Source organism: Microbacterium pollutisoli (assembly GCF_053586795.1).
Genome location: NZ_JBNYWT010000002.1, coordinates 432,477 through 455,788, shown reverse-complemented (window position 1 = coordinate 455,788; position 23,312 = coordinate 432,477). Strand labels below are relative to the sequence as shown.

The 23,312-nt window shown below is 68.3% G+C and carries 27 protein-coding genes and 1 tRNA gene; 18 read left to right on the top strand and 10 right to left on the bottom strand.

The genetic code is table 11. The features are described 5' to 3' along the window. The first annotated feature begins 2 nt into the window (after positions 1-2). From ACQ143_RS06995 to ACQ143_RS06970, 6 genes are all read left to right on the top strand, one after another. On the top strand, positions 3-1,343 hold the full coding sequence (locus ACQ143_RS06995) for a NosD domain-containing protein (RefSeq protein ID WP_449569985.1): 1,341 nt from the start codon (positions 3-5) through the stop codon (positions 1,341-1,343). 42 nt (positions 1,344-1,385) lie between these two features. Continuing rightward, positions 1,386-2,408, top strand: coding sequence for a LacI family DNA-binding transcriptional regulator (locus ACQ143_RS06990; RefSeq protein WP_449569984.1), 1,023 nt, complete (start codon positions 1,386-1,388; stop codon positions 2,406-2,408). Positions 2,409-2,492: 84 nt separating this feature from the next. Further along, entirely contained in the window at positions 2,493-3,722 is a 1,230-nt protein-coding gene (locus ACQ143_RS06985) for a glycoside hydrolase family 32 protein (RefSeq protein ID WP_449569983.1), read from the top strand. Beyond that, positions 3,719-4,591, top strand: coding sequence for a carbohydrate kinase family protein (locus ACQ143_RS06980; RefSeq protein WP_449569982.1), 873 nt, complete (start codon positions 3,719-3,721; stop codon positions 4,589-4,591). The genes ACQ143_RS06985 and ACQ143_RS06980 overlap by 4 nt, the downstream gene beginning before the upstream one ends. 70 nt (positions 4,592-4,661) lie before the next feature. Next, complete coding sequence (locus tag ACQ143_RS06975) at positions 4,662-5,087, top strand: hypothetical protein (protein ID WP_449569981.1); 426 nt, start codon at positions 4,662-4,664, stop codon at positions 5,085-5,087. Between the two features lie 517 nt (positions 5,088-5,604). Further along, on the top strand, positions 5,605-6,195 hold the full coding sequence (locus ACQ143_RS06970) for a hypothetical protein (protein ID WP_449569980.1): 591 nt from the start codon (positions 5,605-5,607) through the stop codon (positions 6,193-6,195). A 99-nt stretch (positions 6,196-6,294) separates the two neighbouring features. Here the strand turns inward: ACQ143_RS06970 and ACQ143_RS06965 are convergent, their stop codons facing one another. The 6 genes from ACQ143_RS06965 to ACQ143_RS06940 are packed head-to-tail and all read right to left on the bottom strand — an operon-like array spanning position 6,295 to position 9,175. Further along, a complete protein-coding gene (locus tag ACQ143_RS06965) occupies positions 6,295-7,035 on the bottom strand; it encodes a hypothetical protein (protein WP_449569979.1) in 741 nt (246 codons plus the stop codon). After that, the gene (locus ACQ143_RS06960) at positions 7,032-7,448 is read right to left on the bottom strand and encodes a hypothetical protein (RefSeq protein WP_449569978.1); all 417 of its coding nucleotides are present in this window, start codon (positions 7,446-7,448) and stop codon (positions 7,032-7,034) included. Before ACQ143_RS06960 ends, ACQ143_RS06965 begins: the two co-directional genes overlap by 4 nt. After that, the gene (locus ACQ143_RS06955; protein ID WP_449569977.1) at positions 7,445-7,669 is read right to left on the bottom strand and encodes a hypothetical protein; all 225 of its coding nucleotides are present in this window, start codon (positions 7,667-7,669) and stop codon (positions 7,445-7,447) included. The genes ACQ143_RS06960 and ACQ143_RS06955 overlap by 4 nt, the downstream gene beginning before the upstream one ends. A 2-nt stretch (positions 7,670-7,671) precedes the next feature. Beyond that, positions 7,672-8,097 (bottom strand): helix-turn-helix domain-containing protein, encoded by a 426-nt coding sequence (locus ACQ143_RS06950; RefSeq protein ID WP_449569976.1) that lies wholly within the window; start codon positions 8,095-8,097, stop codon positions 7,672-7,674. Next, entirely contained in the window at positions 8,094-8,912 is an 819-nt protein-coding gene (locus ACQ143_RS06945; RefSeq protein WP_449569975.1) for a hypothetical protein, read from the bottom strand. The genes ACQ143_RS06950 and ACQ143_RS06945 overlap by 4 nt, the downstream gene beginning before the upstream one ends. 8 nt (positions 8,913-8,920) lie before the next feature. Continuing rightward, entirely contained in the window at positions 8,921-9,175 is a 255-nt protein-coding gene (locus tag ACQ143_RS06940) for an excisionase family DNA-binding protein (RefSeq protein ID WP_449569974.1), read from the bottom strand. 72 nt (positions 9,176-9,247) lie between these two features. Here ACQ143_RS06940 and ACQ143_RS06935 point away from each other — a divergent pair, with 72 nt between their 5' ends. Beyond that, positions 9,248-9,997, top strand: a complete 750-nt coding sequence (locus ACQ143_RS06935) for a helix-turn-helix domain-containing protein (protein ID WP_449569973.1) — start codon at positions 9,248-9,250, stop codon at positions 9,995-9,997. Beyond that, positions 9,994-11,211, top strand: coding sequence for a tyrosine-type recombinase/integrase (locus tag ACQ143_RS06930; RefSeq protein ID WP_449569972.1), 1,218 nt, complete (start codon positions 9,994-9,996; stop codon positions 11,209-11,211). The genes ACQ143_RS06935 and ACQ143_RS06930 overlap by 4 nt, the downstream gene beginning before the upstream one ends. A gap of 16 nt (positions 11,212-11,227) precedes the next feature. On the opposite strand, the gene ACQ143_RS06925 is transcribed toward ACQ143_RS06930, so the two are convergent. Further along, positions 11,228-11,301 (bottom strand) — tRNA-Gly (locus ACQ143_RS06925). A gap of 313 nt (positions 11,302-11,614) precedes the next feature. Between ACQ143_RS06925 and ACQ143_RS06920 the strand changes: the two genes are divergently transcribed. From ACQ143_RS06920 to ACQ143_RS06905, 4 genes are read left to right on the top strand one after another with little or no spacing between them, the layout of a single operon-like run. Beyond that, positions 11,615-12,916 carry a C-glycoside deglycosidase beta subunit domain-containing protein gene (locus ACQ143_RS06920; protein WP_449569971.1) on the top strand — a complete coding sequence of 434 codons (1,302 nt, stop codon included), beginning with the start codon at positions 11,615-11,617 and terminating at the stop codon, positions 12,914-12,916. A 16-nt stretch (positions 12,917-12,932) separates the two neighbouring features. Continuing rightward, the gene (locus tag ACQ143_RS06915) at positions 12,933-14,408 is read left to right on the top strand and encodes a C-glycoside deglycosidase beta subunit domain-containing protein (protein WP_449569970.1); all 1,476 of its coding nucleotides are present in this window, start codon (positions 12,933-12,935) and stop codon (positions 14,406-14,408) included. Continuing rightward, complete coding sequence (locus ACQ143_RS06910; RefSeq protein WP_449569969.1) at positions 14,405-15,319, top strand: alpha/beta hydrolase; 915 nt, start codon at positions 14,405-14,407, stop codon at positions 15,317-15,319. Before ACQ143_RS06915 ends, ACQ143_RS06910 begins: the two co-directional genes overlap by 4 nt. Then, positions 15,316-16,779, top strand: coding sequence for a family 43 glycosylhydrolase (locus tag ACQ143_RS06905; RefSeq protein WP_449569968.1), 1,464 nt, complete (start codon positions 15,316-15,318; stop codon positions 16,777-16,779). The genes ACQ143_RS06910 and ACQ143_RS06905 overlap by 4 nt, the downstream gene beginning before the upstream one ends. Positions 16,780-16,806: 27 nt before the next feature. On the opposite strand, the gene ACQ143_RS06900 is transcribed toward ACQ143_RS06905, so the two are convergent. Beyond that, on the bottom strand, positions 16,807-17,745 hold the full coding sequence (locus ACQ143_RS06900) for a LysR family transcriptional regulator (RefSeq protein WP_449569967.1): 939 nt from the start codon (positions 17,743-17,745) through the stop codon (positions 16,807-16,809). 305 nt (positions 17,746-18,050) lie between these two features. Here ACQ143_RS06900 and ACQ143_RS06895 point away from each other — a divergent pair, with 305 nt between their 5' ends. Beyond that, positions 18,051-18,605, top strand: coding sequence for a GNAT family N-acetyltransferase (locus ACQ143_RS06895; RefSeq protein ID WP_449569966.1), 555 nt, complete (start codon positions 18,051-18,053; stop codon positions 18,603-18,605). 56 nt (positions 18,606-18,661) lie between these two features. Here ACQ143_RS06895 and ACQ143_RS06890 read toward each other — a convergent pair whose 3' ends face one another. Beyond that, positions 18,662-19,441, bottom strand: coding sequence for a hypothetical protein (locus ACQ143_RS06890; RefSeq protein WP_449569965.1), 780 nt, complete (start codon positions 19,439-19,441; stop codon positions 18,662-18,664). A 152-nt stretch (positions 19,442-19,593) separates the two neighbouring features. Here ACQ143_RS06890 and ACQ143_RS06885 point away from each other — a divergent pair, with 152 nt between their 5' ends. The 3 genes from ACQ143_RS06885 to ACQ143_RS06875 all read left to right on the top strand — a co-directional run bounded on the left by ACQ143_RS06885 (position 19,594) and on the right by ACQ143_RS06875 (position 21,591). Continuing rightward, complete coding sequence (locus tag ACQ143_RS06885) at positions 19,594-19,878, top strand: type II toxin-antitoxin system Phd/YefM family antitoxin (RefSeq protein WP_449569964.1); 285 nt, start codon at positions 19,594-19,596, stop codon at positions 19,876-19,878. Next, positions 19,875-20,150, top strand: coding sequence for a type II toxin-antitoxin system RelE family toxin (locus ACQ143_RS06880; RefSeq protein ID WP_449569963.1), 276 nt, complete (start codon positions 19,875-19,877; stop codon positions 20,148-20,150). Before ACQ143_RS06885 ends, ACQ143_RS06880 begins: the two co-directional genes overlap by 4 nt. A gap of 283 nt (positions 20,151-20,433) precedes the next feature. Next, the gene (locus ACQ143_RS06875; RefSeq protein WP_449569962.1) at positions 20,434-21,591 is read left to right on the top strand and encodes a PD-(D/E)XK nuclease family protein; all 1,158 of its coding nucleotides are present in this window, start codon (positions 20,434-20,436) and stop codon (positions 21,589-21,591) included. Positions 21,592-21,651: 60 nt separating this feature from the next. Here ACQ143_RS06875 and ACQ143_RS06870 read toward each other — a convergent pair whose 3' ends face one another. Next, positions 21,652-22,143: a hypothetical protein gene (locus tag ACQ143_RS06870; RefSeq protein WP_449569961.1), complete on the bottom strand. Its 492-nt coding sequence runs from the start codon at positions 22,141-22,143 to the stop codon at positions 21,652-21,654. Between the two features lie 163 nt (positions 22,144-22,306). Between ACQ143_RS06870 and ACQ143_RS06865 the strand changes: the two genes are divergently transcribed. Both ACQ143_RS06865 and ACQ143_RS06860 read left to right on the top strand, forming a co-directional pair. Continuing rightward, positions 22,307-22,915 carry a recombinase family protein gene (locus tag ACQ143_RS06865; RefSeq protein ID WP_449570144.1) on the top strand — a complete coding sequence of 203 codons (609 nt, stop codon included), beginning with the start codon at positions 22,307-22,309 and terminating at the stop codon, positions 22,913-22,915. Positions 22,916-23,022: 107 nt separating this feature from the next. After that, positions 23,023-23,286, top strand: a complete 264-nt coding sequence (locus ACQ143_RS06860) for a ribbon-helix-helix domain-containing protein (protein ID WP_449569960.1) — start codon at positions 23,023-23,025, stop codon at positions 23,284-23,286. The last annotated feature ends 26 nt before the right edge of the window (positions 23,287-23,312 follow it).

Here is a 23,312-nt window from a genome sequence, read left to right as displayed (position 1 = left end):
ACATGACTAGCGAGAGCACCTTTGTCGTCACCAGCGGCGAGCACGGCGACCCGCACGACGACATCGGAGCCGTCATCAACAGCATCCTGGCCGATGTCAAGAAGCGTCAGGACCGCAACGACGTCTGTGATGGCGGAAAGCCGGGAGCGGTGATCCACATCCCGCCCGGGGACTACCGTCTCCGCACGCAGGTGCGGATCGACATGAGCTTCGTGAGGATCCAGGGCTCGGGTCACGGTTTCACGTCGTCCAGCATCCGCTTCAACGTGCCCGCCGAAGACTGGCCAGCGCTGCACGAGCTCTGGCCGGGCGGCAGCCGTGTGCTCGTCGACCTGCCGGCGGCAGAGAGCGACGACCCCTCCGCGGGGGCCGCCTTCGTCGTCGCGCGTGAGGGTGATCCCCGCATCAGCTCCGTCGAGTTCTCCGGCTTCTGCATCGACGGCCTCCACTTCACCGGCTCGGCTGCGGACGGCAACCCGGAGAACTCCTACGTCAACGGCAAGACGGGCATCTACGCGGCGACGGCCAACGACTCCGTCCGCATCAACGGGATGGGCTTCGTCTACCTCGAGAACGCCGTCGTCATGTGCAACGCTGACGCGCTCTCGATCCACGACAACTTCGTCGCCGAATGCGGCAGCTGCATCGAGCTGCGCGGATGGGGGCAGGCTTCCAAGATCACCGACAACCTCATCGGCGCCGGGCCAGCCGGCCACTCCATCTATGCCGAGAACCACGGCGGGCTGCTGATCGCTGCGAACAACGTCTTCCCCCGCGGCCGCAGCAGCGTGCACCTGCACGGCGTCACGCGGTCGACCGTCACCGCCAACCGGCTGCACTCCTTCTATCCCGGGATGGTGCGCCTGACCGGCGGCAGCTCCGAGAACCTCGTGTCGGCCAACCACCTCCTTCGGGACCGGGAGCCCTGGACACCGTTCTTCGGGGTCGACAACGGCACCACGGATGACTTCGGCCTCCTGCACGTCGACGGCAGCGACAACAGCATCATCGGGAACCACTTCTCCGAGGTGGTCGACGCGAACGATGTCACGCCGGCCGGAGTGAAGCCCGTCATCGTCCGCATCGCGGAAGGCATCGGCAACTTCGTGTCCAACAACCACACAGTGGCCAAGAACATCAGCGCCGCCGCCAACGACTCCTGTTATGAGGCCCAGGTCGGAGCCCTGCTGGAGACGGGCGCGGATCGTCGCCTCGCCGTCACCACGGTGCAGATCGACGCCGCCTCCACGGGCAATACGGTGCTCGACTCGGGCACCCACGGCCAGGTTGCCGTAGACAGGTCTGCGAACGCTGTCCGCGCCACGCCGTCGGTCGGTGCGTAGCAAGCCGACGGGTCGCCGCCGACCCCGAATGGAGATGAGACCTTGAAGCAGAAGCGAGTCACGATCAAGCAGGTGGCTGCTGAGGCGGGCGTATCCATCACCACCGTGTCGCACGTCCTCAACAACGTGCCGGGACTTCGGGTGAACCCCGCGACGCGTCAGCGGATCGAGGAGGTATCCGCGCGCCTCGGCTACGTGCCCAACGGTCTCGCCCAGTCTCTGCGCACGCAGCGTTCGAACTCGATCGGGCTCATCGGCGACGAGATCGTCACCACTCCCTTCGCGGGCAAACTCGTCCTCGGTGCGCAGGAAGTCGCGATCTCTCGCGACGCGGTGCTGTTCGTGGTCTCCACCGGTTACCAGCGCGATGTCGAGGCGCGCGAGATCGAGGAGCTTCTGCGGCGGCAGGTGGACGGCATCCTCTACGCGTCGATGTTCCACCGCGACCTCGCGCTGCCCGAACAACTGGCGTCCGTGCCCACCGTCATCCTGAACGCCGAATGCACCACCGCCGGGGTTCCGTGGGTCGCCCCCGACGAGGTCGCCGGCGGACGGGACGCCGCTGACGTCTTGATCGGGGCAGGACACCGGCGACTGGGATTCATCAACAACATCGATGACATCCCCGCCTCCTCCGGAAGGCTCGCCGGCTTCACGGCGCGGATGGAAGAAGCGGGCATCCCGGCCGGCGCGCTCGCGCTCGCGACTGCCCAGACCGACCCCGCGGGCGGCTATGAGGCAGCGGTGGCCCTGCTGTCACGCTCGCCGCGGCCGACGGCGATCTTCTGCTTCAACGACCGGCTGGCCATGGGGGCGTACCGCGCCGCTGCGGAACTCGGTCTCCGGATCCCGCAGGACGTGTCGATCATGGGCTTCGACAACCACGAATTCGTCGCCGACGGAATCCACCCCGGCCTGACGACGATCGAGCTGCCCCATTACGACATGGGCGTGTGGGCCGCCGAGCAGCTCTTCAACCAGATCGACGGTGCGACCGCTGCGACGCCGACGGCTCTGCTCCGCGGACCCGTCATCCATCGCGGGTCTGTCGCCCCGCCCTCATAGACCCCCACGACCGCGAGAGGGCCCGCAACGTTTCTGCAGACTCGCGCCCGGGCCCTCTCGCTTTTCCACGCCGAAAGAGAGCACATGCGCCCCGCTGTCCACTTCACGCCCGCGTCCGGATGGATCAACGATCCCCACGGCATCACCGCCCGCGATGGCGGCTACGACGTGTTCTTCCAGCACGTGCCGGACTCCACCGTCTGGGCGCCGAACTGTCATTGGGGCCACGCGAGCGGGACGGATCTGCTCAGCCTCCAGGAGCGACCCGTGGCGCTCAAACCGGGTGAGGGCGACGACGGCATCTGGACCGGCTGCATCGTCAAGGACGGTTCGGAGGCACGCGCCTTCTACACCGCCGTGTCGACGCCCGACTTCGGCATCGGCAGGGTGCGCGTTGCGCGCCCAGACGACGCATCGTGGGATACGTGGACGAAGGGCGACGTCGTCGTTACCGCGCCCGAGAGCCTCGACCTCATCGCTTACCGCGATCCGTTCATCCGGAAGGAGGGCGACCGCTGGCGCATGTTCGTCGGAGCTGCAGGCCGCGACGGCACTGCAATGGCACTGACATACGTGTCCGAAGACCTGGACGCCTGGGACTACGACGGAGTGGCGCTCGAACGGCACACCACCGAACGCGATCCCGTGTGGACGGGAGCGCTCTGGGAGTGCCCGCAGGTCTTCACGTTTGATGATCGTGCAGTGATGGTGTCGTCGATCTGGGATGCGGACGAGCTGCACTACGCGGCGTATGCCACCGGCGTGTTCCGTGATGGCCGGTTCGATGCGCAGCGGTGGGAACGGCTCACGTGGGGGCCGAGCCTGTACGCACCCTCGCTCTTCGCAGACAAGGAGGGGGCTCCCGCACTCACGTTCTGGCTCCGCGGAATCGGCGGAGACGGCTGGGCAGGCGCGCACAGCATCCCCTATCGCCTCGAGGCCACCGAGGATCGACTCATCGCCCGTCCGCACCCGGACGTCGCGGCGCACCGTACGCAGAGGTTGGGCGACGGTCGGGTGTCGGGATTGGCGGCTGACATCGAGTGGGACGCCGTGGACGGCCCGCTTCGTGTCGAGTCAGGCGGGAAGGCGCTCCTCGAACTGACGCGCCGGGGCCGCGAGCTGGAAGTCTCGGCCGGTGAGGAGACGGTGCAGATTCCGGTCGACGGGTCGGTGCGGATCATCCTCGACGGGCCCATCCTCGAGGTCTGTTCCGACGCTGGGATCTTCGCGTGTGCCCTGTCGCCAGCTGGCGACGACCTCGCTGTCATCGTCGAGGCTGACACCTGCTCGGTATATGGACTGGCCCGATGAGTACGTCACGTGTCCTCGTCGTAGGTGAGGCTCTCATCGACATCGTCGACGGCAAGGAGATCGTCGGCGGCTCACCCGCGAACGTCGCACTCGGTCTCGGGCGACTCGGCGTCACCGTCGAACTGCTCACCGCGATCGGCGGCGATGACCGCGGCCGCCGCATCATGGAGCACCTCGCGCAGTCTGGTGTCTCCGTGCTGCCGGAATCTCTCTGTCTGGAGAAGACATCCACAGCGCGCGCGGTGGTCGGTCCGAACGGAAGCGCCACGTACGACTTCGACATCGAATGGAGTCTCCCAGGAACGGCATCAGGCGGGCACGACATCCTGCATGTGGGATCGATCGCGTGCTTCCTGGAGCCGGGGGCAAGCGACGTCGTGGCACTCGCCCGGCTGGCGGCTGCGAGCGGACAGCGGGTGACCTTCGACCCCAACATCCGCCCGGCGCTGCTCGCGGGCACCGATGTGAGGGGGCGCGTGGAGGAGCTGGCGAAGATCGCTTCGGCCGTGAAACTCAGTGACGAGGACGCCGCGTACGTCTACCCGGGCCTGCCCATCGACGCGGTCATAGAAAGGCTGATGTCGCTTGGGCCCCAGATCATTGCCGTCACCGAGGGCGGCGAGGGCGCGGTTATCGCCAGCAGCAATGGTCGCGTGCGTGTGCCCGGAGCAAAGGTAGAGGTCGTCGACACGGTTGGCGCCGGCGATACTTTCATGGCGTCTCTTGTGGCGTCTCTCGCAGAACTTGAGGACTGGAACGCGCCTGCAGAGGACCTGGAGCCGCTGCTCCGACGATGCGTCAACGCCGCCGCGGTCACGGTGAGTCGCCGAGGGGCGGACCTTCCGTGGCGCGAGGAGCTTGGAGGCTAATCCGAGCATCTCCACGTGCCGAACCTGTCACACCCGAGAGACACCAACGCGTTGCGGTTAGCGTGATCCTATGAGCATTGATGGCCGATCGTCGCGAGCATTGGTAGCCGTCGCGGCGGTCTGGCTGCTCACTGCGTGCTCTGGCGGAGGTATCGGCGTGGACGTTCCTCCGGGCCCGGACGAGCTGGCTCCGTGCCCTGTAACGACGATCGACGTCGATGAGATGGGTTCTGACCGCGCGCCCGATTGCGACTTGGAAGGCTCCTCCGTCCAGATCTCCGAGTCACTCTCCTTCGCAATCCCTGCTGTCGGTGAGGTCGAAGTGCACGAGGGTGTCGACGTCGAGGGCTACTACCTTGTGAATTGGGGTGTTCCTGGCGTGGGGATCGCGTCCGTAAAGGACAGCATGGCCGTCAACATCTGGGGTAGCACTCCCGACGCTCTCGAACTGCAACGCGAGCAATTGATCATCTCGGGCATCACCCTGCCCGAGTGATTCGCTTGGGTAGAGCTGGTACCGCTAGCCCTCTTTCGTGGTCGCGCGAGACGTCGATCTTGTCGTCGCGAATCATCGGCCGACCGTCTGCTGCCGAAGGCTTCCGAGCAAAGAACGGGGCGCTTGCTCCGGACAGCGGTGCTGCCGATCTCAGGGATTGAGCCGGTCTGGCGCCAGTCCGAACTACCTTGAGAAAGTCCAACCTAGGTTGATACCTGACAGTGGAGGGGCTGACGGGAATCGAACCCGCGCTGTCTGCTTGGGAAGCAGTCGGCAGGGATGTTGAGCACCCCCGGATTGCCGCGTCTTTCGGGGCGCGTGCACGGGGGCAGTTTCGCCCCGTATCGCGCCGTGCCATCCCGAATCGGCCCCTTATGGCACGAATCTGGCACGGCTCAGGGCGGTCGATCGGGCGCGCAATCGCCTGGACGTTGCACAATGCTCGGGCTTGGGTGGTGGGGTGGCGGTCGGCAGGTTGGTACGCGAACTGTCGGACGTGACCGGTACCGTCAGGGTCATGGATGCTGAGGTGTCGGCGGCGGTCGCCGCGTGGGTGGCTGCGGGCGCGGCGGTCGTGTTCGGTGGTACGGGGCTGGTGCTCGGCATCCTCGGCTACGTGCGCGCCCGAAAGGCGACCGACGCGGCCGCGCAGGGGAATGCGATCGCGGAGGAGGCGAACCGCATCGCGAAGGAGTCGGCTGAGGTCGTCGCGTACGCCGACGCGCGGGCGATCGAGCAGCACGATGTCCGGTGGGATGGGGTGTGGACGGAGCCTGGGGTGTACGTCGTGACGAACATCGGCCTCCACGTCGCCGTCGGGGTGGTCGTGCAGGTGCGCTTCCGTGGCACGCTCGCGATGGGGCAGGCCGAGGAGGTCGGGCACGGGGATACGGTCGCGGTCGAGGTGCCTGGTGTGCGCGAGTTCTACGACGCGAAGGTTGCAGCATCGGGGCCGTGGAAGACGCCCGGGGTCATCGGGTTCACGGCCGGGCCGGGTCGATACGACGTGGAGGAGCGGGTGATCTGGCGTAGCGCGCTGGGGTCGCCGAGGGAGGCGCATGCGGTACGCCACCTGCGGCTGATGCCGAAGGCCGACGAGCGGCCCTGAGCGCCCAGTGAGGGCGTCGGCAGTGTTGCGCCGCGGTGGTGGTGCCCGGACGTGCGGAAGGGCGGCCACAGCGCTGGTGACCGCCCCTCGGGTGTCACGTCAGGCGACCTCGTGCACCTCGGCGGGTCCGGCGGTGCGCCACGGCTCGGAGCGGGGGAGACCGGCCCGCTCATCGGCCACGCGCACGTCGCGGATCATCCGTTCGATCGCCGCAGTGTCGTGCTGCGCGGCACCGTCCCGCAGGAGGGCGTACAGGGTCGGGTCGACGGCGTGGATGGGGGCGAGCCCGTCGTACCCCGGCGCTCCCCGGTCGAGGGTGTCGACCAGGTAGGCGCGGGCGGCGAGCACGGGAGCGGCGGCGGCCTCCTCGGCAGCGATGCGCACGGCCTCCTCGTCGCCGAGCGCGACCAGACGGTCGAAGACCGCCCCGCGCACCTCCTCGGCGATGCGCTCGCCGTCGGCGCTGTTCAGCACCTCGGGCATGACCTCGATGCCGTCGGCGATCGCGGCGAGCCGGTCGCGGTCGGCGTTCGCGATGATGCGACCGAGGTTGCGGCCCGCGGCGAGCAACGCCTCCACCTTCCGCCACTCGCGAGCCTGGACGGCCACGCCGTCGGCCGTGGTGGGCCGCAGAGGGTCGAGGGCGGGCGAGCGGTCGACCTCGGGGAGTTCGGCCGGGAGGTGGGCGCTCAGCGCCTCCTGCGCCTGCGTGATGGTCGTGCGGCGGCGCTCGTGCACTCCGTGGGGTGACAGGTTGCGGTCATCGATGGTGAGCACCCCGGAGAGGGCGTGCAGGTAGGCGTTCTGTGCAGTCGCGAGGGCTGCGAGGTCGATGGTCACGAGTGACCCCCTTCTGTGGTTGTGGCCGGTCGGCCGGTGTCCCCGCGGTGCGGGGTGGTCTTGGAGGCGCGGCGGCGGCGCTGGCGGTCGCGATCGCACCCGCGGCACTCGCCGCTGTTCGTGGTGCCGAACGTGGCGCGGTGGTGGCCTGCCGGGCAGAACGTCAGGTCGCCGCCACCGTCGAGCATCCGGTGATGCCGTCGGCAGAGGGGCGCGTAGTCCCTCGGCTCGGTGCTCCACACCACCGCGCGGTCGTTCGCGGGGGAGACGGTGCCGAGCCGCGTCGGCTCCCCGCAGAGCGCCCAATCCGTCGCCTGCCGGTCGCAGTCGGGGGCGGCGCAGGCGTAGCCGCTGGCGGGGCCGTGAGCCCGTCGGAGGGCACCGTGCACGCTGCGGTAGGTCGTGGCGCTCATCGGGCACCCCCGCGGGCCGCTCGCTCCAGCGCCTCAGTCGCCTGCCGTGCACGGACACGCAGGGCGGCGCACTCGGCGGCGAGCGCGGCGACATACGCGGTCACGGCGTCGGCGTCGGCCCGGTCGAGCCCGTTCACGACGTCGCGGTATCGCGCGACGGTGCGGCGCTTGCGAGTGAACGCGGCTTGCAGGTCGCTCGGGCGGGGCGGTGCGTAGACCATGCTCACGCCTCCCCGTTCACGAGCCGATCGAGCAGCGACCCAACGGCCTCCAGCCCGGCCGCGTGCTGCGCGTCGAGGTTCAGCAGCCGGGCGCGACGCTCCATCACCTTGAGGCACTTGTCGACGGCCTGCCCGTCCCCGGCGAGCGCGGCCCGGTACTGCGCCGCGAACAGCGCGTCGAGCCGGTCGAGTTCGAGCATCCGCAGGTCGTCGGCGGCCTCGCGGGGAATGTCGGCGATCGCCTCGTGGAGCCACGCCTGGATGGTGCGAGGCGACACCCCCAGCCGTTCGGCGATCGTATCGACGCGCACACCTGCCCGGCGCAGGGTGATCGCCTCAGCGCGGCGCGTGGCGCGCTGCACCTTGTTCAGCCGCCGAGGTGCGGGGCGGTCGCCGAGAGCGTGCTCGGCGGGGTCGAGGTCGGTCATGCGATTGCCTCCTGGGCGTCGTTACGGACGGTGCACCCGGCGCAGTAGCCGGATCCGGGGTCGAAGTCGTGGACGTGTGCACGCTGCGCTCGCCGCGGCGCTGGTGGGGGTGCTGGTGCGGCGAGCCGAGAGCGAAGCACCGCGCGGCGGTCGCGAGCCCCGTCGAGCGTTGCGACAGTGCGTTCATCGACCTCGCGGTATCCCGCATCGAGGTCGCCGTGTCCGAGCCGGTGCGCATGCGCGATCAGTTCGTCCACGTCGATGGGCAGGCGGCGGTCTGCCGCGAGTCGTTCGAACCGCTCTCGGAGCGGGCCGGGGGGTAGGGGGGTAACCCCCCGGGAAAGGGTTAGGGAGCGGTCGGTGGCGCCGACCGGTTCGCCGACCGGTTGCCCGACCGGTAGCCGGTCGGTGCGGCCGACCGGTTGGGGCGAGTTATCCACAGGCTCGGCAGGCAACTGGTCGGTGGCGCCGACCGGTTCCAGGAGGAGCCGCCACGTTGTGCGGTAGCGGCCCCCGCGGGTGCTGTTCTCGCGAGCGATCAGCGCGGGCCGGTGGCGCCCCTCGCGGTCGGTCTGCGGCTTCGCGAGCCGGGCGAGAACTCCCACGACAGTCGACCGCTGCATGCCCGTCCAGTCGGCGAGCGCTTCATAGCCGGGCGCGCTCGTCAGCCCGTCGAACGAGTCGCAGGCGAGCGCCATGAGTACGAGCCGGTCAGCGGCATTCAGCGGCCAGTCGCGCGGGAGTGCGGCGACCAGGGCTACGGCAGGCCGCGCCCCGTCGACGTCGAGCGCAGGTGCGCCCCCGGCGATGGTCATTGGCGGGCTCAGTCTTCGAGGTCGCCGAGTGCGCGGCGAAGCGCAGGCACGGGTACGCGCACGGAGCGGCCGAGCCGGATCGACGGCCACCGCCCGGCGCGAATCTCGCGATAGGCGACCTGTCGGGAGACGCCCATCACCTCGGCGGCCTCCTCGATGCGAAGCACGGCACGGTCGCGCACGTCGGCGAGCGTCAGCGGCTGGCGCAGGGGTTCGAGGATTTCGTCTGCCAGGTCGGCGTGCGCTTGCAGGTCGTTCGTCATGTCTATTCCTCCCGGTTCGTTCGGCATGTTGCACACGTTACGGGGGATCGCTACGGGTATAGAGTGGGGCTTATGGAAAACGTAGCGATGGACACACCGCGGGCCGCCGACGTCGCACTCGGCGAGCGCATCCGCGACTGGCGCGAGGCGAGGGGCTACAGCCGAGAGGAGTTCTCCAAGCGCATGAGAGAGCGCATCGGCAAGGGCTGGTCGCACGTCGCCGTCTGGCAGGTCGAGAAGGGCGAGAAGCCCTGCCGCACCGCCGACCTGTTCGCGGCCGCTGACGTGCTCGGGGTGACGGTCGCCGATCTGCTCGCGATGCCCGAGGAGGTCGACCTCGGCGGCACCGTCGTCCGTGCCGACGCGCTCGCCGCGGGGCCGTCGCGGATGCCCGAGGTCGAGGGCATGGCGCGGCTACGCGACGCGGCGGCAGCGCTCACGACTGTGCGCAATGGGTGGAGCCAGTACCTAGACGCGGTGGGCGTGGTGCGGCGGCTTGTCGGCGAGTTCCCGGCGCTGCGCGACCAGGTGCAGGCGTACGCCGACGATGAGGGCGAGCGTGCGGCCAGCGAACTCAACGAGACGGTCGCCGACGACATGGCGCACGCGGCGCTCCTCGCCCGTGAGGGCAACCCCGTGCCGCGATCGCCGTTCACCGAGCCCAACCGCCTAGGCGTGCTGCTCGCGAACGCATCCCCGGCGATGGTCGCCGCCGAGGACGTGCTGAGCCCGAGGGCGCTGCGGTCGAACATCTGGCGCCCCGAGCGCGACGCGACCGGGAACGGCATCGACCTGCGCGTGCAGACGGAGGCCCGGCGATGAGCGCACGCAAGCAGAACCGCGCATCGTTCGGCTCGGTGCGGCAACTGCCCTCCGGCCGCTGGCAAGCCCGATACCCCGACGCGGCGGGCCGCCCCATGAGCGCACCGAGCACGTTCGACACGAAGCGCGACGCTCTCGACCACCTCGCGGCCGTCCGAGCCGACCGCATGCGCGGCACCTACCGCGACCACCGCGCCGGGCTCCGACCGTTCGGCGAGTACGCGGCCGAGTGGGTCGCGAACGGTGGCACCCGCGGGCGACTCGCCCCGAAGACGCAAGCCCTGTACGAAGACCTCCTCGCGGGGCCGCTCGCCGGGCTCGCCGACCGCGCCCTCTCCGCCCTTACCCCCGCCGACGTGCGCGCCTGGTACGCCCGCACGAGGAAGGCGCTCGCGAAGGCCGTGAGGAACCGGCCCGGCGCGACCGGTGAGGCGCGACTGCGGCAGGCGTACAGCCTGCTCCGCACGATCCTCAACGCTGCGGTGCGCGACCGGCTCATCAGCGAGAACCCGTGCCAGATCGACGGGGCCGGGCAGGTCGATGATCCCGAACGCCCGTACCTGTCGCCCGAGAGTCTGGCGGCGATCGTCGCCGCTATGCCGGAGAAGTGGCACCTGCCGGTGAGGGTCGCGTTCGGCGCGCACCTGCGGGTCGGCGAACTGGTCGCCCTCCAGCGCGGCGACTATGCGAACGGCGCGCTACGGGTCGAGCGGCAGCACATCTACGTGCGCGGCCGCAGCATCGCGACGGCGACGAAGACGGGTGAGGCGCGCACGGTGACGTTGCCGCCGAGCATCGCGGCCGAGGTGGAGGCGTACCTCGCGAGCACGACGGGGTTCCCGAAGTCGCCCCTGTTCCCTCGCCAGGACGGCGAGCCCATCACCGGCAACGCGCTCGGGCACGCTTGGCGGAAGGCGGCCCGCGGCATCGGACTCGGGCAGTTCCACGTGCACGACCTGCGCCACGCGGGGCTGACGCTCGCCGCACAGGCCGGGGGCACGACCCGCGAACTCATGGCGCGCGCCGGGCACCGAACGGCCCGCGCTGCGCTCATCTACCAGCACGCGGCCGAGGAGCGGAATGCGGTGCTCGCGGGGGCGATGGATGCGCTCGCCGGGGGTGCTTTCGCGCGGCCTACTGGCACGTCTATGGCACGGCAGGGCTTGGAGGCGGTCATTCGGCTCGAAGTTGCGGGCGATGGAAACCTGCCCTGATCGGGCGTTTCGTAAGTGGAGGGGCTGACGGGAATCGAACCCGCGCTGTCTGCTTGGGAAGCAGAAGTTCTACCATTGAACTACAGCCCCGAAGCCTTGAAAACACTGGGTCCTGGACCCGGTCAAGGCTTGGTGCACACGTCAGTGCACACATTGCTTTCTTCAGTTGTTCGGCCAGGCGCGAGCGGCCGCACCTATTCGATCATATCTGCTTCGCACACCGAGGCTACCGAAGCCGCCACGCCCGCGCGGACGCCGCGGCCACATCGTAAGCGCGCCCATCTGACGACGACTCTCCCTCCCGGCAGCACCGCTCCTTATGTCGACATAAATGTTTCTTATGCTTAATTATCACTTAAGACCTCTAGGCTGAAAGTATCGATATCCCAGGGAGGAAGCGAAGATGCTTCTCGAGCGAGACCTCATCCAGTCCGTCGGCTTCCGCAACGTGCGTGACGGCGGTGAGATCACCGGCTTCCAGTTCCGCGTGCGCATGCCGTCGTACCGGGGCATGGCGGCGAACCTCATCGACGGCATCGGCGTCAGCATCCCCGGTCTCGTCGACGTCGCCCCTGCCGTGCCGACGTGGACACTGCAGGGGAAGACATACACGCTTGCCGATCTGTGGGAGAGCGGCGGCGTGCGCTGGCAGCTCGAAGACGCGGCCATCATCACGGTCCCGCTGCCCGGTGGACTTCCCGACGGCATCCATGAGCTCTCCATCGACCTGCGCCTGCGGATGTCGTACATCCCCCAGGAGCACCAGCCGAGCCGCTACCAGGTGAGCAAGCACGTCACGCTCTCGCCCGAGGCGGCCGGCACGCCCTTCCGCTACGGCGTCTCGCTGTACAGCTACATGGGCGACTACGGCACGAACATGGATCTCGAGACGGCGCTGCGGTCGATCGCCGACCTCGGCGCCACGGGTGTGGAGATCCTGGGCGAGGGGCACGTGCCGAACTACCCCGACCCGCCGCAGGAGTGGGTCGACGATTGGTTCCGGCTGCTCGCTGCGTACGGCCTCGAGCCCACGAACTACGGCTCCTGGATCGACACCCGCCTGCACTCCAGCGGCGAGAACGGCCGCGATATGACCGTCGACGAGGGTGCCGCCGCTCTGCAGCGCGACCTGCGTCTGGCGAAGCGGCTCGGCTTCCGCTTCGTGCGCCCGAAGATCGGCGTGGTGTCGAATGATCTCATCCCGCATCCGATCTGGACCGAGGTGGTCGAGGCGTCGCTCCCGCTCGCCGAAGAGCTCGACGTCGTCATCTGTCCCGAGATCCACTCGCCAACGCCGATCAAGCACGAGGTCGTCGACGCCTACATCGAGCTGATCCGCCGTACCGGCACGAAGCATTTCGGACTGCTGCTGGACACCGGCATCTTCCAGGACCGGCCCATTCCGCTGCGGCCGGGCGAACTGCCGGGACGTCGTCCCGACTTCCTCGACGGCATCGGCGTCGACCCCGCCGACGTCTTCGACATCATCGAGCACGTCGTCTTCATCCAGGCGAAGTTCCACGACATCGACGACGCGCTCGAAGACCAGCAGATCCCGTGGGAGCCGGTGCTGCGTGCGCTGAAGGATGCCGGATACACCGGCTACCTCTCCAGCGAGTACGAGGGCGAGCGCATCCCGTGGCGCTCGATCGAGCAGGTGCGCCGGCAGCACTCGCTCATGCGCCAGGTCGCCGACACGCTCTGAGACAGGAGACGCAGACATGCCGAACGGACTCATCCACGAAGACAGCCTCCGCCCGCATCCCGACGGCCTCGCGCTGCGGCTCACGCTGCCGTGGTACCGCAGCCTCTGGCTATCGTCGGTGTCGAGCCTCGAACTCACCGTCGATGGCGAAGCGGTGGCGCAGGAGGACCTGCGCGTGGAGTTCGGCGACCGCACCTATGCGCTCGATGAATTGCCGCAGCAGAGTGAGCGACTGTGGTTCCTGCAGGAACATCCGCTGCTGATCGCACAGCGTGAGACTCCGGTGGCCCTGGGCGAGGAGCACGACGTGGTGCTGCTCGGCCAGCTCCGGCTGCCGTACATGCAAATCGCCCCCGGGCAGGACGGCGGCCCCGGCATGTACGTGCCGAATGTCGTCCGCGACGTGTACACGCTCACGGTGACGGATGCCGATGCCCCGGCCCCCGCCATGGTTCGGGATGTTCCCGCGGCGCCGCCGGCCACCGAGCATGACCCCTTCCGGCTGGGGTTGACGCTGTACTCGGCGAGCGCGGAGTTCCGCGCCGGCTGGTTCGACTTCGACGGACTGCTCGACCGGGTCGCCGAGCTCGGCATCGGACCGGGGATCGAGATCGTCGCCTCGCAGATGGTGCCGACCTATCCCGTGGTTTCGGATGAGTTCGTCACACGCTGGCGCGCGGCGTTCGACCGGCACGGGTTCATCGCGAGTTCGTTCGGAGCGAACCTCGACATGGGCAGGCGTCGCGACCGCGACATGACCGCCGACGAGGAGTTCGAGTTCTCCCAGCTCATGTTCGAGGGGGCGAAGAAGCTGGGCTTCCCGCTCGTGCGCATCCAGTCGGCCAAGCCCGAGCTGCTGCGACGGCTTCTGCCGATCGCCGAGCGCGACGGGCTGAAGCTCGCCTACGAGATCCACGCGCCGATGGGCCCGAATCACGAGGCGATCATGAAGGTCCGCGAGACCTACGCCGAGCTGGACTCGCCGCTGCTGGGATTCGTCGCGGACTTCTCCTCGACGATGCACGCGATGAGCCCGACCCTGCTCCGTGCCGTCTCGCGCGCCGGGCTGGACGAGGAGGCGGTGGCCCGTCTGCAGGAGATCTGGGCGACGGATGCCTCAATGCGCGAGCGCCAGGAGGAGTTCATCGGCTACCTCCGTGGGCGCGACTTCGACCCGGGGCGCCTCGGCTCGTTCGCCCACCTGGCCTTCAACATGCACGGTCATGTCGACCCGCGGGAGTGGGCGGACATCATGCCGCAGATCCTGCACGTGCACGCGAAGTTCTATGACATCGACGAGTCGGGCCAGGAGCCGGCGATCGACTACCCCGAGCTCGTCCGGGTGTTCGTCGAGGGTGGCTATCGCGGGTTCTGGTCGAGCGAATGGGAGGGCCACGCCTTCGCCGAGCTCGGCGAGGTCGACCCGCTGCTGCTGGTGCGCCGCCAGCACGACCTCATCCGTGCGACGATGCGCGAGGTGCAGCCGGCGTGACGAGCGACGACCTGCCCGACTTCCGGCGGCTGCCGGTGCCCGAGGCGCTCGCGTGGCTCGCCGCGCACGGTGAGCCCGCCGACCCGCGCACCGATATTCACACGGCATCGCTCGTCGCACGATTCCCGCACCTGGCGGCTGTCGAGACGGTGGATGCCGAAGTCACAGGTGCCGGCGGCACCGTCCCGGTGCGGGCCTACCGTGACAGTTCGGCGACGCCGACGGGGGCCGGTCTCGTCTGGGTGCACGGCGGTGCGTTCATCGGCGGGCATCTCGACATGCCGGAGTCGAACTGGGTCGCACGCGAACTGGCCGCCCGCGGCATTCCGGTGCTGTCGGTCGACTACCGCAAGTGCCTGGGCGGCGTGCACTATCCGGCGCCCTCCGACGATGTGCTGGCGGCGTGGGGGTTCGCGGTCGCGCAGGCGGAGGAACTGCTGGGTGTCGCGTCTTCGCGTCTCGTGCTCGGCGGTGCGAGCGCCGGTGCGGCGCTCACAGCCGGCGCCGTCGTGCGGCTGCGTGACGCGGGCGAGTCGCTGCCGTCGGCGCTGGTGCAGGTGTACCCGGTGGTGCATCCGAACGCGCCCGCCGCGTCTGCCGACGTCGACCCGGCATCGCCGCACGGGCAGCTCGCGCTGAACTACGCAGGATCGGATGCGGCACTGCACGACCCGCAGGCATTCGCGGGGCTCGACGACGGGCACGGCTTTCCGCCGACGCTCGTGGTGGTGTGCGAACTCGATGAGCTGCGACCTTCCGGCGAGGCGCTCGCGGCAACGCTGCAGACAGCCGGCATCCCCGTCGAGCTCCACCTGGAGGCCGGCGCGGAACACGGGCACATCGACCACCCGGGCGACGCCGGAGCTGCCCGGACGATCGATGTCGTGGCCGACTGGATCGTGCGCCGATGACGACGTTCCGCAACCCGATCCTCCCCGGTGACCGGCCGGACCCCGCGATCATCAAGGTCGGCGACCAATACTGGATGACGTACTCCTCGTTCGAGGCGGCGCCGGGGCTCCTGCTGTACCGGTCGAGCGACCTCGTGAACTGGGAGCACGTGACGGCGGCGCTGCCGCATCCGATCGGCAATACCTTCGCCGTCGACATCGCCGAGCACGACGGCCGCTTCTTCATCTACATCCCGTTCATTCCGGCGCCGTGGTCCGCGCTGACCGACGCGTCGATCTTCGTGATTCACGCCGATTCGATGGCGGGGCCGTGGTCCGAGCCGATCGACCTCGGCATCCGCGGGGCGATCGACCCGGGTCACGTCGCGGGGGAGGACGGCCAGCGGTACCTCTTCATGAGCGGCATCCGGCGAGTGCGGCTGACCGATGACGGACTCGCCACCGTCGGCGAGATCGAGCAGGTCTACGACGGCTGGCGCTACCCGGACGAGTGGATCACCGAGGCCTACGCGCTGGAAGGGCCGAAGCTGTTCTGGCGCGGAGGCTGGTGCTACCTCGTGAGCGCGGTCGGCGGCACCGCGGGTCCGCCGACCGGACACATGGTGATCGTCGCGAGGTCGCGCTCGGTGCACGGCCCATGGCAAAACCACCCGCGCAACCCGATCGCGCGGACCGAGTCGGCTGATGAGCAGTGGTGGTCGCGCGGGCATGCGACGCTCGTGCCGGGCCACGGCGACGACTGGTGGATGGTCTCGCACGGCTACGAGAACGGGTACCGCACGCTCGGCCGGCAGATTCTGCTTGAACCGATCCGCTGGAGCGCCGACGACTGGCCGGACGCCGCCGTCTCAGACGTCGGTGGCGCACTCGACGCGCCCGCGGGAGCTGCGCCCCAGGCGGCGCCGACGGCCTTCAACGACGAGTTCGCGCCGTTGCGGCTGGGGGAGCGGTGGGCGTTTCATGCTCCGACCGTGGCTGAGGCTGAGCGGATCACGGCCGACGGCGACGGTCTTGTGCTGCAGGGTCGCGGGTCGAGCCCGGCCGACACGTCACCCCTCGCGATGCTGACCGGTGACCACGCCTACGAGGTCGAGGTCGATGTGGACCTTGCCGGCGAGGTGGAGGCGGGACTGCTGCTGTTCTTCAACGGCCGGCTGTTCTGCGGCATGGGCATCGACGGGGAGCGGATGCTGAGCTACTCCGGCGGCATCCGCACGCACTGGCGCGAACCGGCGCCTGCGGTGCGGCGCCTGCAGCTGCGCCTGCGCAACGACCGGCACATCGTGACCGGCTGGTACCGTGAGCCCGCCGGCGAATGGACGCGCCACGCGATCCGCTACGAGACCAGCGGCTACCACGTCAATACGACCGGCGACCTGCTGAGTTTGCGGCCCTCGCTGTACGCGGCGGGATCCGGTGCCGCGAGGTTCCGCGACTTCCGCTACACGCCGATCGCGTGACGCGGACCCGCGTGGCGACGCCTCGGCTCAGTCGCCGTGCGCGCCGGCCTGCACGAGCGCACCCGCCTCGACGAACAGCTCCCGCAGCCACGCATGCTCGGGGTCGCGCGCGTGGACGGGATGCCACCACAGTGCGTTGATGAGCGGATCCGCGTCGAAGGGCAGGCGCACCGTGCGCACCGCGGCAGACCGCAGTGCGAGCGGGGCGACCGCCGACTGGATGAACCCCACGCGACGGGTGCCGGCGATGAAATGCGGCAGGGTGAGAAAGCTCTCGATGACCACGTCGACGTGCGGTTCGATGCCGAGCTGCTGTACCTGGCGCGCAGCGGAGGTGAACGCGGACCGCGACTGGAACGTCATCACCCAGTGCAGGTCGGCGAGCTGCTCCATCGTCAACTGGTCGCCGACCTCGTCGTTGTCGGCGTCGACGACCGCGAGCCAGTCGTCGCGCCACAGGTCGACGAACGGTGTGTCAGAGAGCGGGCCGTGGGGGATGATCATCCCGTCGACCCCGCGCAGTCGGCTGGAGGCGTCGTCGACGATGGTGGGGTTGTGCAGCAGGAACCGGAACCGCACGCCCGGCGCCCGCTCGGCGGCGAGGCGCGAGACGACGCTGCCGACCGTCACGATGCCGTAGTCGGAGCCGTAGATCTGGAACTCGCGCGTCGATTCGGTCGGCGCCCAGGTCGCTTGACTCTCGAACACGCGACGGGCGGCCTGCAGGGCGGCGGCGGTGTGCTCGGTCAGCCGTTGCGCGAACGGTGTCAGCTCGTACGTGTTGCCCCTGCGGGCGAGGATCTCATCGCCGAAGTGAGTACGCAGCCGCGCGAGCGACGCGCTGAGCGCCGGCTGGCTGAGGTGCAGCTGCGCGGCGGCACGCGTGACGCTGCGCTCGGTGAGCAGCGCGTCGAGCGAGACGAGCAGGTTCAGATCGAGCCGAGAGAGAGTCGTGAGGTCGGACACGGCGGTGTGCTCCTGGATGCGGGTGTGCTTCCCCCAAGCGTATCAACGCGAGTGATGCTGAACCAGAACGGATGCCGTGCTGTTTATGGTGTCCGCGAACGAGGCATGCCCGTGACGAGGCAGCCGCGTCATGTGTGACACGCAGCCACTTCGGCTTCAGAAGCAGAGCACCCCGCTGGCGGGAACCTCGGCGGCGGGACCGTCGACGATAAGCCTGCAGTGGTCTGAGCCCGCTCGTGTGCGCGGCCATCCTGGTCGGCGGGCTTCGCGGACTGGTTGGGGTGCGATGAGGCACCATGGTCGACATGAGCATTCCAGCGGCGCCGCCGGACGGCAGCACGGTGCTCGAGACGGACCGCCTGCTGCTGCGCCGGTGGCTGGTGGTTGACGCCGCCATGCAGCGGCAGCTGTGGACGGAGCGCGACCCTCGTGTTCCCCCGCACCGCCGCGTCACGGCCGACGGGCGCCCGAGCGTCGAGGACCTCGAGGACTGGATCCGGCGTGACGATCCGTCACCGTCGCTTGGCCTGCTGGTCGCCGTCCGAAAGGACACTGGTGAGGCGATCGGCTACTGCGGTCTCGTCGCGAACGTCCATGGCCCGGATGATGAGCCCGAGCTCGCCTACGAGTTCCTTCGCAGCGAGTGGGGTCAGGGGCTGGCGACCGAGGCTGGGCAGGGGATCATCGGCTGGGCCGAGTCGCTCGGACACACCCGGCTGTGGGCGACCGTCCGCGACTGGAACGCACCCTCGCGACGCGTCATGGCCAAGCTCGGCTTCGTCCAGACCTCGCGCACCGAACCCGACGCGAGGCACGGAGACTCGCTCTTCTACGTCAAGGACCTCGTCGCCACGGAGTGAGCCCTCGCGCTGGGGTCCTCAATCTTCTCGAATCAGCCGCTGCGCACGCTCATGGGCTACCGGGAACTCCACTTCGGGTCTGCGCTGCCCGGCGCGAAGGCGTCGAGCGTGCCGAGCAGCGCGGCGGCCTCCGCCACGGCGGGTGGGATGTCGACGTGTACGACCCATCCGGTTCCACGGGGGCCGTAGCCGGAATCGTCGTCGCGAAGGCGCCGCACCTCGCCGAGCAGCATCGACACGAATCGCTCCATCGGCCACATGTCGTCCGGCGCGTTCGCGAAGCGGAGTTCGCCGTCGTCGGTGGCGGTGACGTGCGCCGTACCGGCCGCGAAGTTCACGATTTCGGCGCCGGGGTCGGCGTGCTGCCAGCCGGCGCTCATCCGGCGCTGCATGGTCGCGTCCTGGATCAGGACGACCCGATCGTGAGGCAGGGTGCGCTCCTCGAGGATGCGCAGCGCGTTGGTCACGTTGTTGCCGCAGTTCGTCGACTCCCGTTCCAACAGGTCGACTTGCAGACCGAACCTGGCGCCGAGGTGGTGCTGGAAGATCTCGGCCTCCGTCGTGCCCGCCGGTTCGGAACCGGAAAGTGCTCGCGCACTCTCTGCACGCAGCGAGCTGGTGGTGTGGCCTTCGCCGCCGACGATCATCGTCGTGCGTGCGATGTTCGCCCGCATGGCGGCTGCCAGGGTCGCCACACCGCTGAGCAGGCTCCCGCCGAAGAGGATGACGACGTCCGCCTGATCCCAGCCGTAGTGAGCATCAAGCTGCTCGCGGGTCAGTGCCGGCACATCCCGGGCACCGCAGAACGCGCTCAGGGTGTTGATCGCCGCCGCCACCCGCTCCGGTGATTCCTTGGACTCAGACACAACTCGAGCCTACGAGGGACCGCAAGACGGGCGTGATCTGGATCGGTATGCGGGGCACTGCACTGTGAGGGTAACGAAGCCGCGCAGTGTCATCTTGCGCCTTTCGCGCTAGAATTCTGTACATGACCGTACTCTCTCTGGCAGACGCGCGCGCATCATTGAGCAAGCACATCGAATCAGCGGCCACCACGCATGAGCGTTTCGAGATCACCCGCAATGGTGCCCGCGTCGCGGTGTTGATGAGCGCTGAGGACTATGACGCTCTTGTGGAGACGGTCGACATCCTGAGCAGCCCAGACGAGGTCGCAGCGTTGCGGACGGCGATCGCCGAGCTCGAGTCGGGCGATGTGTCGTCTGCGGATGAGGTTCGCGCGGCGATGGTCGCGCGCGGTCGGCTCGCCGGGTGAGTGCCGAGTACGAGGTCGTCTTCACCCGATCGGCCAGGCGCGCGCTGGAGGTCACGCTCCCAGAGGCTGTGGCGGCGGCGGCGTTCGAGTTCATCATCGGCCCTGTGGCTGCGAACCCGCGGAGGGTCGGGAAGCCTTTGCGTGAGCCGCTGGCGCCGCTGTATTCAGCACGCCGGGGCGAGTACCGGGTGCTGTACCGGATCGAGGACGAACGACTGATCATCGAGATTGTCACCATCGAACACCGCCGCGACGCCTACCACCGTCGCTGAACATCGTCTCGCGTCACGCTGGGACGTGAGGTCCTGATCAGTGGCCGAGACCCTGGCGTATCCAATCTGTATCCAATCCATCCGCTCAGCGTCCCACCGGGGCACATCGCCGTATCCGCTCGGATCATTTTCGGGTGCTCATGGCCGGTGGGTCTGGTGGTGCACACGATCTGGTTGAAGTCACCACGCAGGTGCCACCTGTACTGATCGAGGCTGGCGGCGCCACCGCGAATGCCGACTGCGTTCTGGCGGTCGCTGTCGACGCGACGGGTACGCTTCCGATGTGGTGTCCGCTGACCGCGATGTTGCCCCGCCCGGGGCGCTGCTTGCGTTCCTCGCAAACGACTTCCGAGAGGTCCGTACGCCGGCACGTCCCGTGAATATCTTCGAGCTGTCGGGGTTTCCGCGTTGGGAGACTGTAGCGTCTCGCGTGTTGGCCTACTTCTTGGATCCCCGTGATTCTCGTCACGGGCTCGGTTCAATCGGAATCGATACCCTCCTCGGATTGCTGGACGGTCTACCCACCGTCGGGTTTCTGGGTAGGCCATCATCACCGATCGACACCGCGGCCCTTCGCGGTTCGCACGAGTGGAAGGTGGAGACCGAGGCCGTCACGGATGACGGCAACCGGATCGACATCCTGCTCGCCAACGATGATCTCGACCTCGCGATCGCGATAGAGAACAAGATCGATGCCGCGATCAGCAATCCGTTCGAGTCGTACGCCCGCCGAGCCGCCGCGTCCCATGCAAACGTGCTCTCGATCGTTCTGGCTCCCACACGGCGATCCCTCCCCGCAATTGGGTCGGAGTGGATCTCTGGATCGCTCACCTACGACGAGTTCTTCGAGCCGTTCGTCCGCGCAGTCGGCAAGGCTGCCGGGGCCGATGAACGAAGCATGGATCTTCTCGTCCAATTCATCGAGAACACCAGCGAGAAGGAGCAGCGAGTGAGTGCCAGAGCCGAAGCGGACATGCTTGATCAGTTCTGGGCCGCGACGGCCGGCCAGGGCGACCAGCTTGGGGAGTTCTTCAAGGCGCTGGCTCGCGTGAACAAGACACTGCGCCGTCGCGCCGAAGCCCTGGACACCCTGATTCGGAGCGAGCTCGATGCAAGAGGGCATCTCGGACACTCCTGGGTTGTGTCCGGCAATGATCGCGCGTGGGGCCGCAGTGACGGCAGAGTCGCGGTGGTCTACGTCGGCTACGAACTCAGCGGTGGAAACTGCGTCGAGCTGATGCTCGGGCAGTACCCCGGCAAGGACTGGACAGGCTTCGCGATCAAGGCCTACCCGATCAGGGGTAAGGCAGAGGCGATGTACAGCGACTTCAACCATCGACCACTCGGCGTCGGCTGGCGGGATCCGGACGCCGACATCACGGCCGAGTTCCTGCATGTTCTTGAAGACCTCCAGCTGCGGCACCCGCGAGGGTCCTCGTAGCGCCCATCCATGCGGCGCATCCAGCCAGAAATCGATCGAACAGGGCGCGGAGATCACCAACTAGCCAGCCCGCTGAGCGAGAGGAGCTCGCGCCGCATCAACGGTGTCGCGGATCGACTTCGGGAGGCCACGTAGCTCCTGCCAGAGCCACGAGACATACAAGATCAGCGGCGCGAGGAACAGCATGTAGAGGCCAGCCTGCATCCAGACACCCGCGGCCTGTTGACCTGCCGGCGTGAGAACGACGAACAGCGCGATTGAGCCCGCAAAGAAGATCGCCCCGAGGATCGCGAGCAACCATCCGAGCAGACGAAGAACGCGGATTGTACGAGGGGGTGAGCTCACGGCCTGTGCAACCTTCACCGCCAATTGCGAGCGCGCGGTGGAGAGATCGCTCCACCCGGCCTCGCCCGGAGGCATGGTCTCAAGCACTGCGTTGATCGCTGCAAGTCGCTTTAGGTCCGCGGGCTCACCACGCGAGATGAGCAGCTGAACGGCGATGGTCGCGAGTGCGCCAATGCCGGCGGCGACTACCGGAACAAGATCCTCCATGACAGCAACGTACGGACAACCACAGACATCACCTGTGACGGGCGAGCGCACTGACTCGCCCGGAGAGTGGATGAATGCCCGCAACGGCGCGCTCGCCGGGCACCGCCCGTTTGGGGATCCACCCCGGGTGCGCCTGCGCGCGGCGAGTAGCACCCTCGGCGGCATGAATGGAATACAGATTGGCTATGCCAGAGTCTCCACCGCCGATCAGGACCTCACGTCGCAACGGGATGCGCTGCTCCACCTCGGGGTCCTCGATTCGAACATCTACGTCGATCACGGACTGACCGGCACCAACCGTGCCAGGCCCGGACTTCGAGAGGCCCTCGCTGCTGTCCGCGAGGGCGACACCCTCGTGGTCACCAAGCTCGACCGGCTCGCCCGTTCTGTCCGGGACGCACGAGAGATCGCCGACGAGTTGACCACGAAGGGCGTCGCACTCAGCCTCGGCGGCAGCAGATACGACCCCACAGACCCGGTCGGGCGACTGCTGTTCAACGTGCTCGCGATGGTGGCCGAGTTCGAACGCGACCTGATCAGCATGCGCACGAAGGAAGGAATGGCGGTCGCCCGCGCGAAAGGACACCTGAAGGGCAAGCAACCCAAGCTGTCGACCACGCAACGCAAACTGCTGTTCGACGTGCAGGATCGAGGCGAGTACAGCCAGACAGAGATAGCCGAGTTGTTCAACGTGTCTCGCGCCACCGTCTACCGCGAACTCAACCGACGGCGCGTGGCATTCCTTGCCACCTGCGAAGCACACATCTTCTGACCCGGCGCCGCGGCCACCCCGCTGATGCCCTCGCGGTGCGGACCGAGTCACCTACTCACCGCGCCAGGGGTCTAGGGCGATTCCCATTTTCGTATTACGATGCGATCATGAGCAACGGCGAGACGATCAACGGTGTACCGGTCACCGATGAGCAGATCACGGCATGGGTAAACGAGGCCGAAGCCGGCTACGACGTTGACGCTCTCAAGCGCCGCGGGCGCGGACGGCCGGGGCGGGGCGCCGAGCCGGCACAAGTCGTGGCGCTCCGTCTGACCGTCGACGAGCTCGCCACCTTGGACGCGCGTGCCGCCCGAGAACACAAGTCGCGATCGGAGTTGATCCGCGAGGCGATCGCCGCGTACGCGGCGTGAACATCCACGACTCCGCCTCAAACACG

Bases quoted from the DNA above. Each gene is read 5' to 3' on its own strand.
- ACQ143_RS06995 (WP_449569985.1), top strand. From the start codon at position 3: ATGACTAGCGAGAGCACCTTTGTCGTCACCAGCGGCGAGCACGGCGAC.
- ACQ143_RS06985 (WP_449569983.1), top strand. From the start codon at position 2,493: ATGCGCCCCGCTGTCCACTTCACGCCCGCGTCCGGATGGATCAACGAT.
- ACQ143_RS06980 (WP_449569982.1), top strand. From the start codon at position 3,719: ATGAGTACGTCACGTGTCCTCGTCGTAGGTGAGGCTCTCATCGACATC.
- ACQ143_RS06975 (WP_449569981.1), top strand. From the start codon at position 4,662: ATGAGCATTGATGGCCGATCGTCGCGAGCATTGGTAGCCGTCGCGGCG.
- ACQ143_RS06970 (WP_449569980.1), top strand. From the start codon at position 5,605: ATGGATGCTGAGGTGTCGGCGGCGGTCGCCGCGTGGGTGGCTGCGGGC.
- ACQ143_RS06960 (WP_449569978.1), bottom strand. From the start codon at position 7,448: ATGAGCGCCACGACCTACCGCAGCGTGCACGGTGCCCTCCGACGGGCT.
- ACQ143_RS06955 (WP_449569977.1), bottom strand. From the start codon at position 7,669: ATGGTCTACGCACCGCCCCGCCCGAGCGACCTGCAAGCCGCGTTCACT.
- ACQ143_RS06950 (WP_449569976.1), bottom strand. From the start codon at position 8,097: ATGACCGACCTCGACCCCGCCGAGCACGCTCTCGGCGACCGCCCCGCA.
- ACQ143_RS06945 (WP_449569975.1), bottom strand. From the start codon at position 8,912: ATGACCATCGCCGGGGGCGCACCTGCGCTCGACGTCGACGGGGCGCGG.
- ACQ143_RS06940 (WP_449569974.1), bottom strand. From the start codon at position 9,175: ATGACGAACGACCTGCAAGCGCACGCCGACCTGGCAGACGAAATCCTC.
- ACQ143_RS06935 (WP_449569973.1), top strand. From the start codon at position 9,248: ATGGAAAACGTAGCGATGGACACACCGCGGGCCGCCGACGTCGCACTC.
- ACQ143_RS06930 (WP_449569972.1), top strand. From the start codon at position 9,994: ATGAGCGCACGCAAGCAGAACCGCGCATCGTTCGGCTCGGTGCGGCAA.
- ACQ143_RS06920 (WP_449569971.1), top strand. From the start codon at position 11,615: ATGCTTCTCGAGCGAGACCTCATCCAGTCCGTCGGCTTCCGCAACGTG.
- ACQ143_RS06915 (WP_449569970.1), top strand. From the start codon at position 12,933: ATGCCGAACGGACTCATCCACGAAGACAGCCTCCGCCCGCATCCCGAC.
- ACQ143_RS06905 (WP_449569968.1), top strand. From the start codon at position 15,316: ATGACGACGTTCCGCAACCCGATCCTCCCCGGTGACCGGCCGGACCCC.
- ACQ143_RS06895 (WP_449569966.1), top strand. From the start codon at position 18,051: ATGAGCATTCCAGCGGCGCCGCCGGACGGCAGCACGGTGCTCGAGACG.
- ACQ143_RS06885 (WP_449569964.1), top strand. From the start codon at position 19,594: ATGACCGTACTCTCTCTGGCAGACGCGCGCGCATCATTGAGCAAGCAC.
- ACQ143_RS06870 (WP_449569961.1), bottom strand. From the start codon at position 22,143: ATGGAGGATCTTGTTCCGGTAGTCGCCGCCGGCATTGGCGCACTCGCG.
- ACQ143_RS06865 (WP_449570144.1), top strand. From the start codon at position 22,307: ATGAATGGAATACAGATTGGCTATGCCAGAGTCTCCACCGCCGATCAG.
- ACQ143_RS06860 (WP_449569960.1), top strand. From the start codon at position 23,023: ATGAGCAACGGCGAGACGATCAACGGTGTACCGGTCACCGATGAGCAG.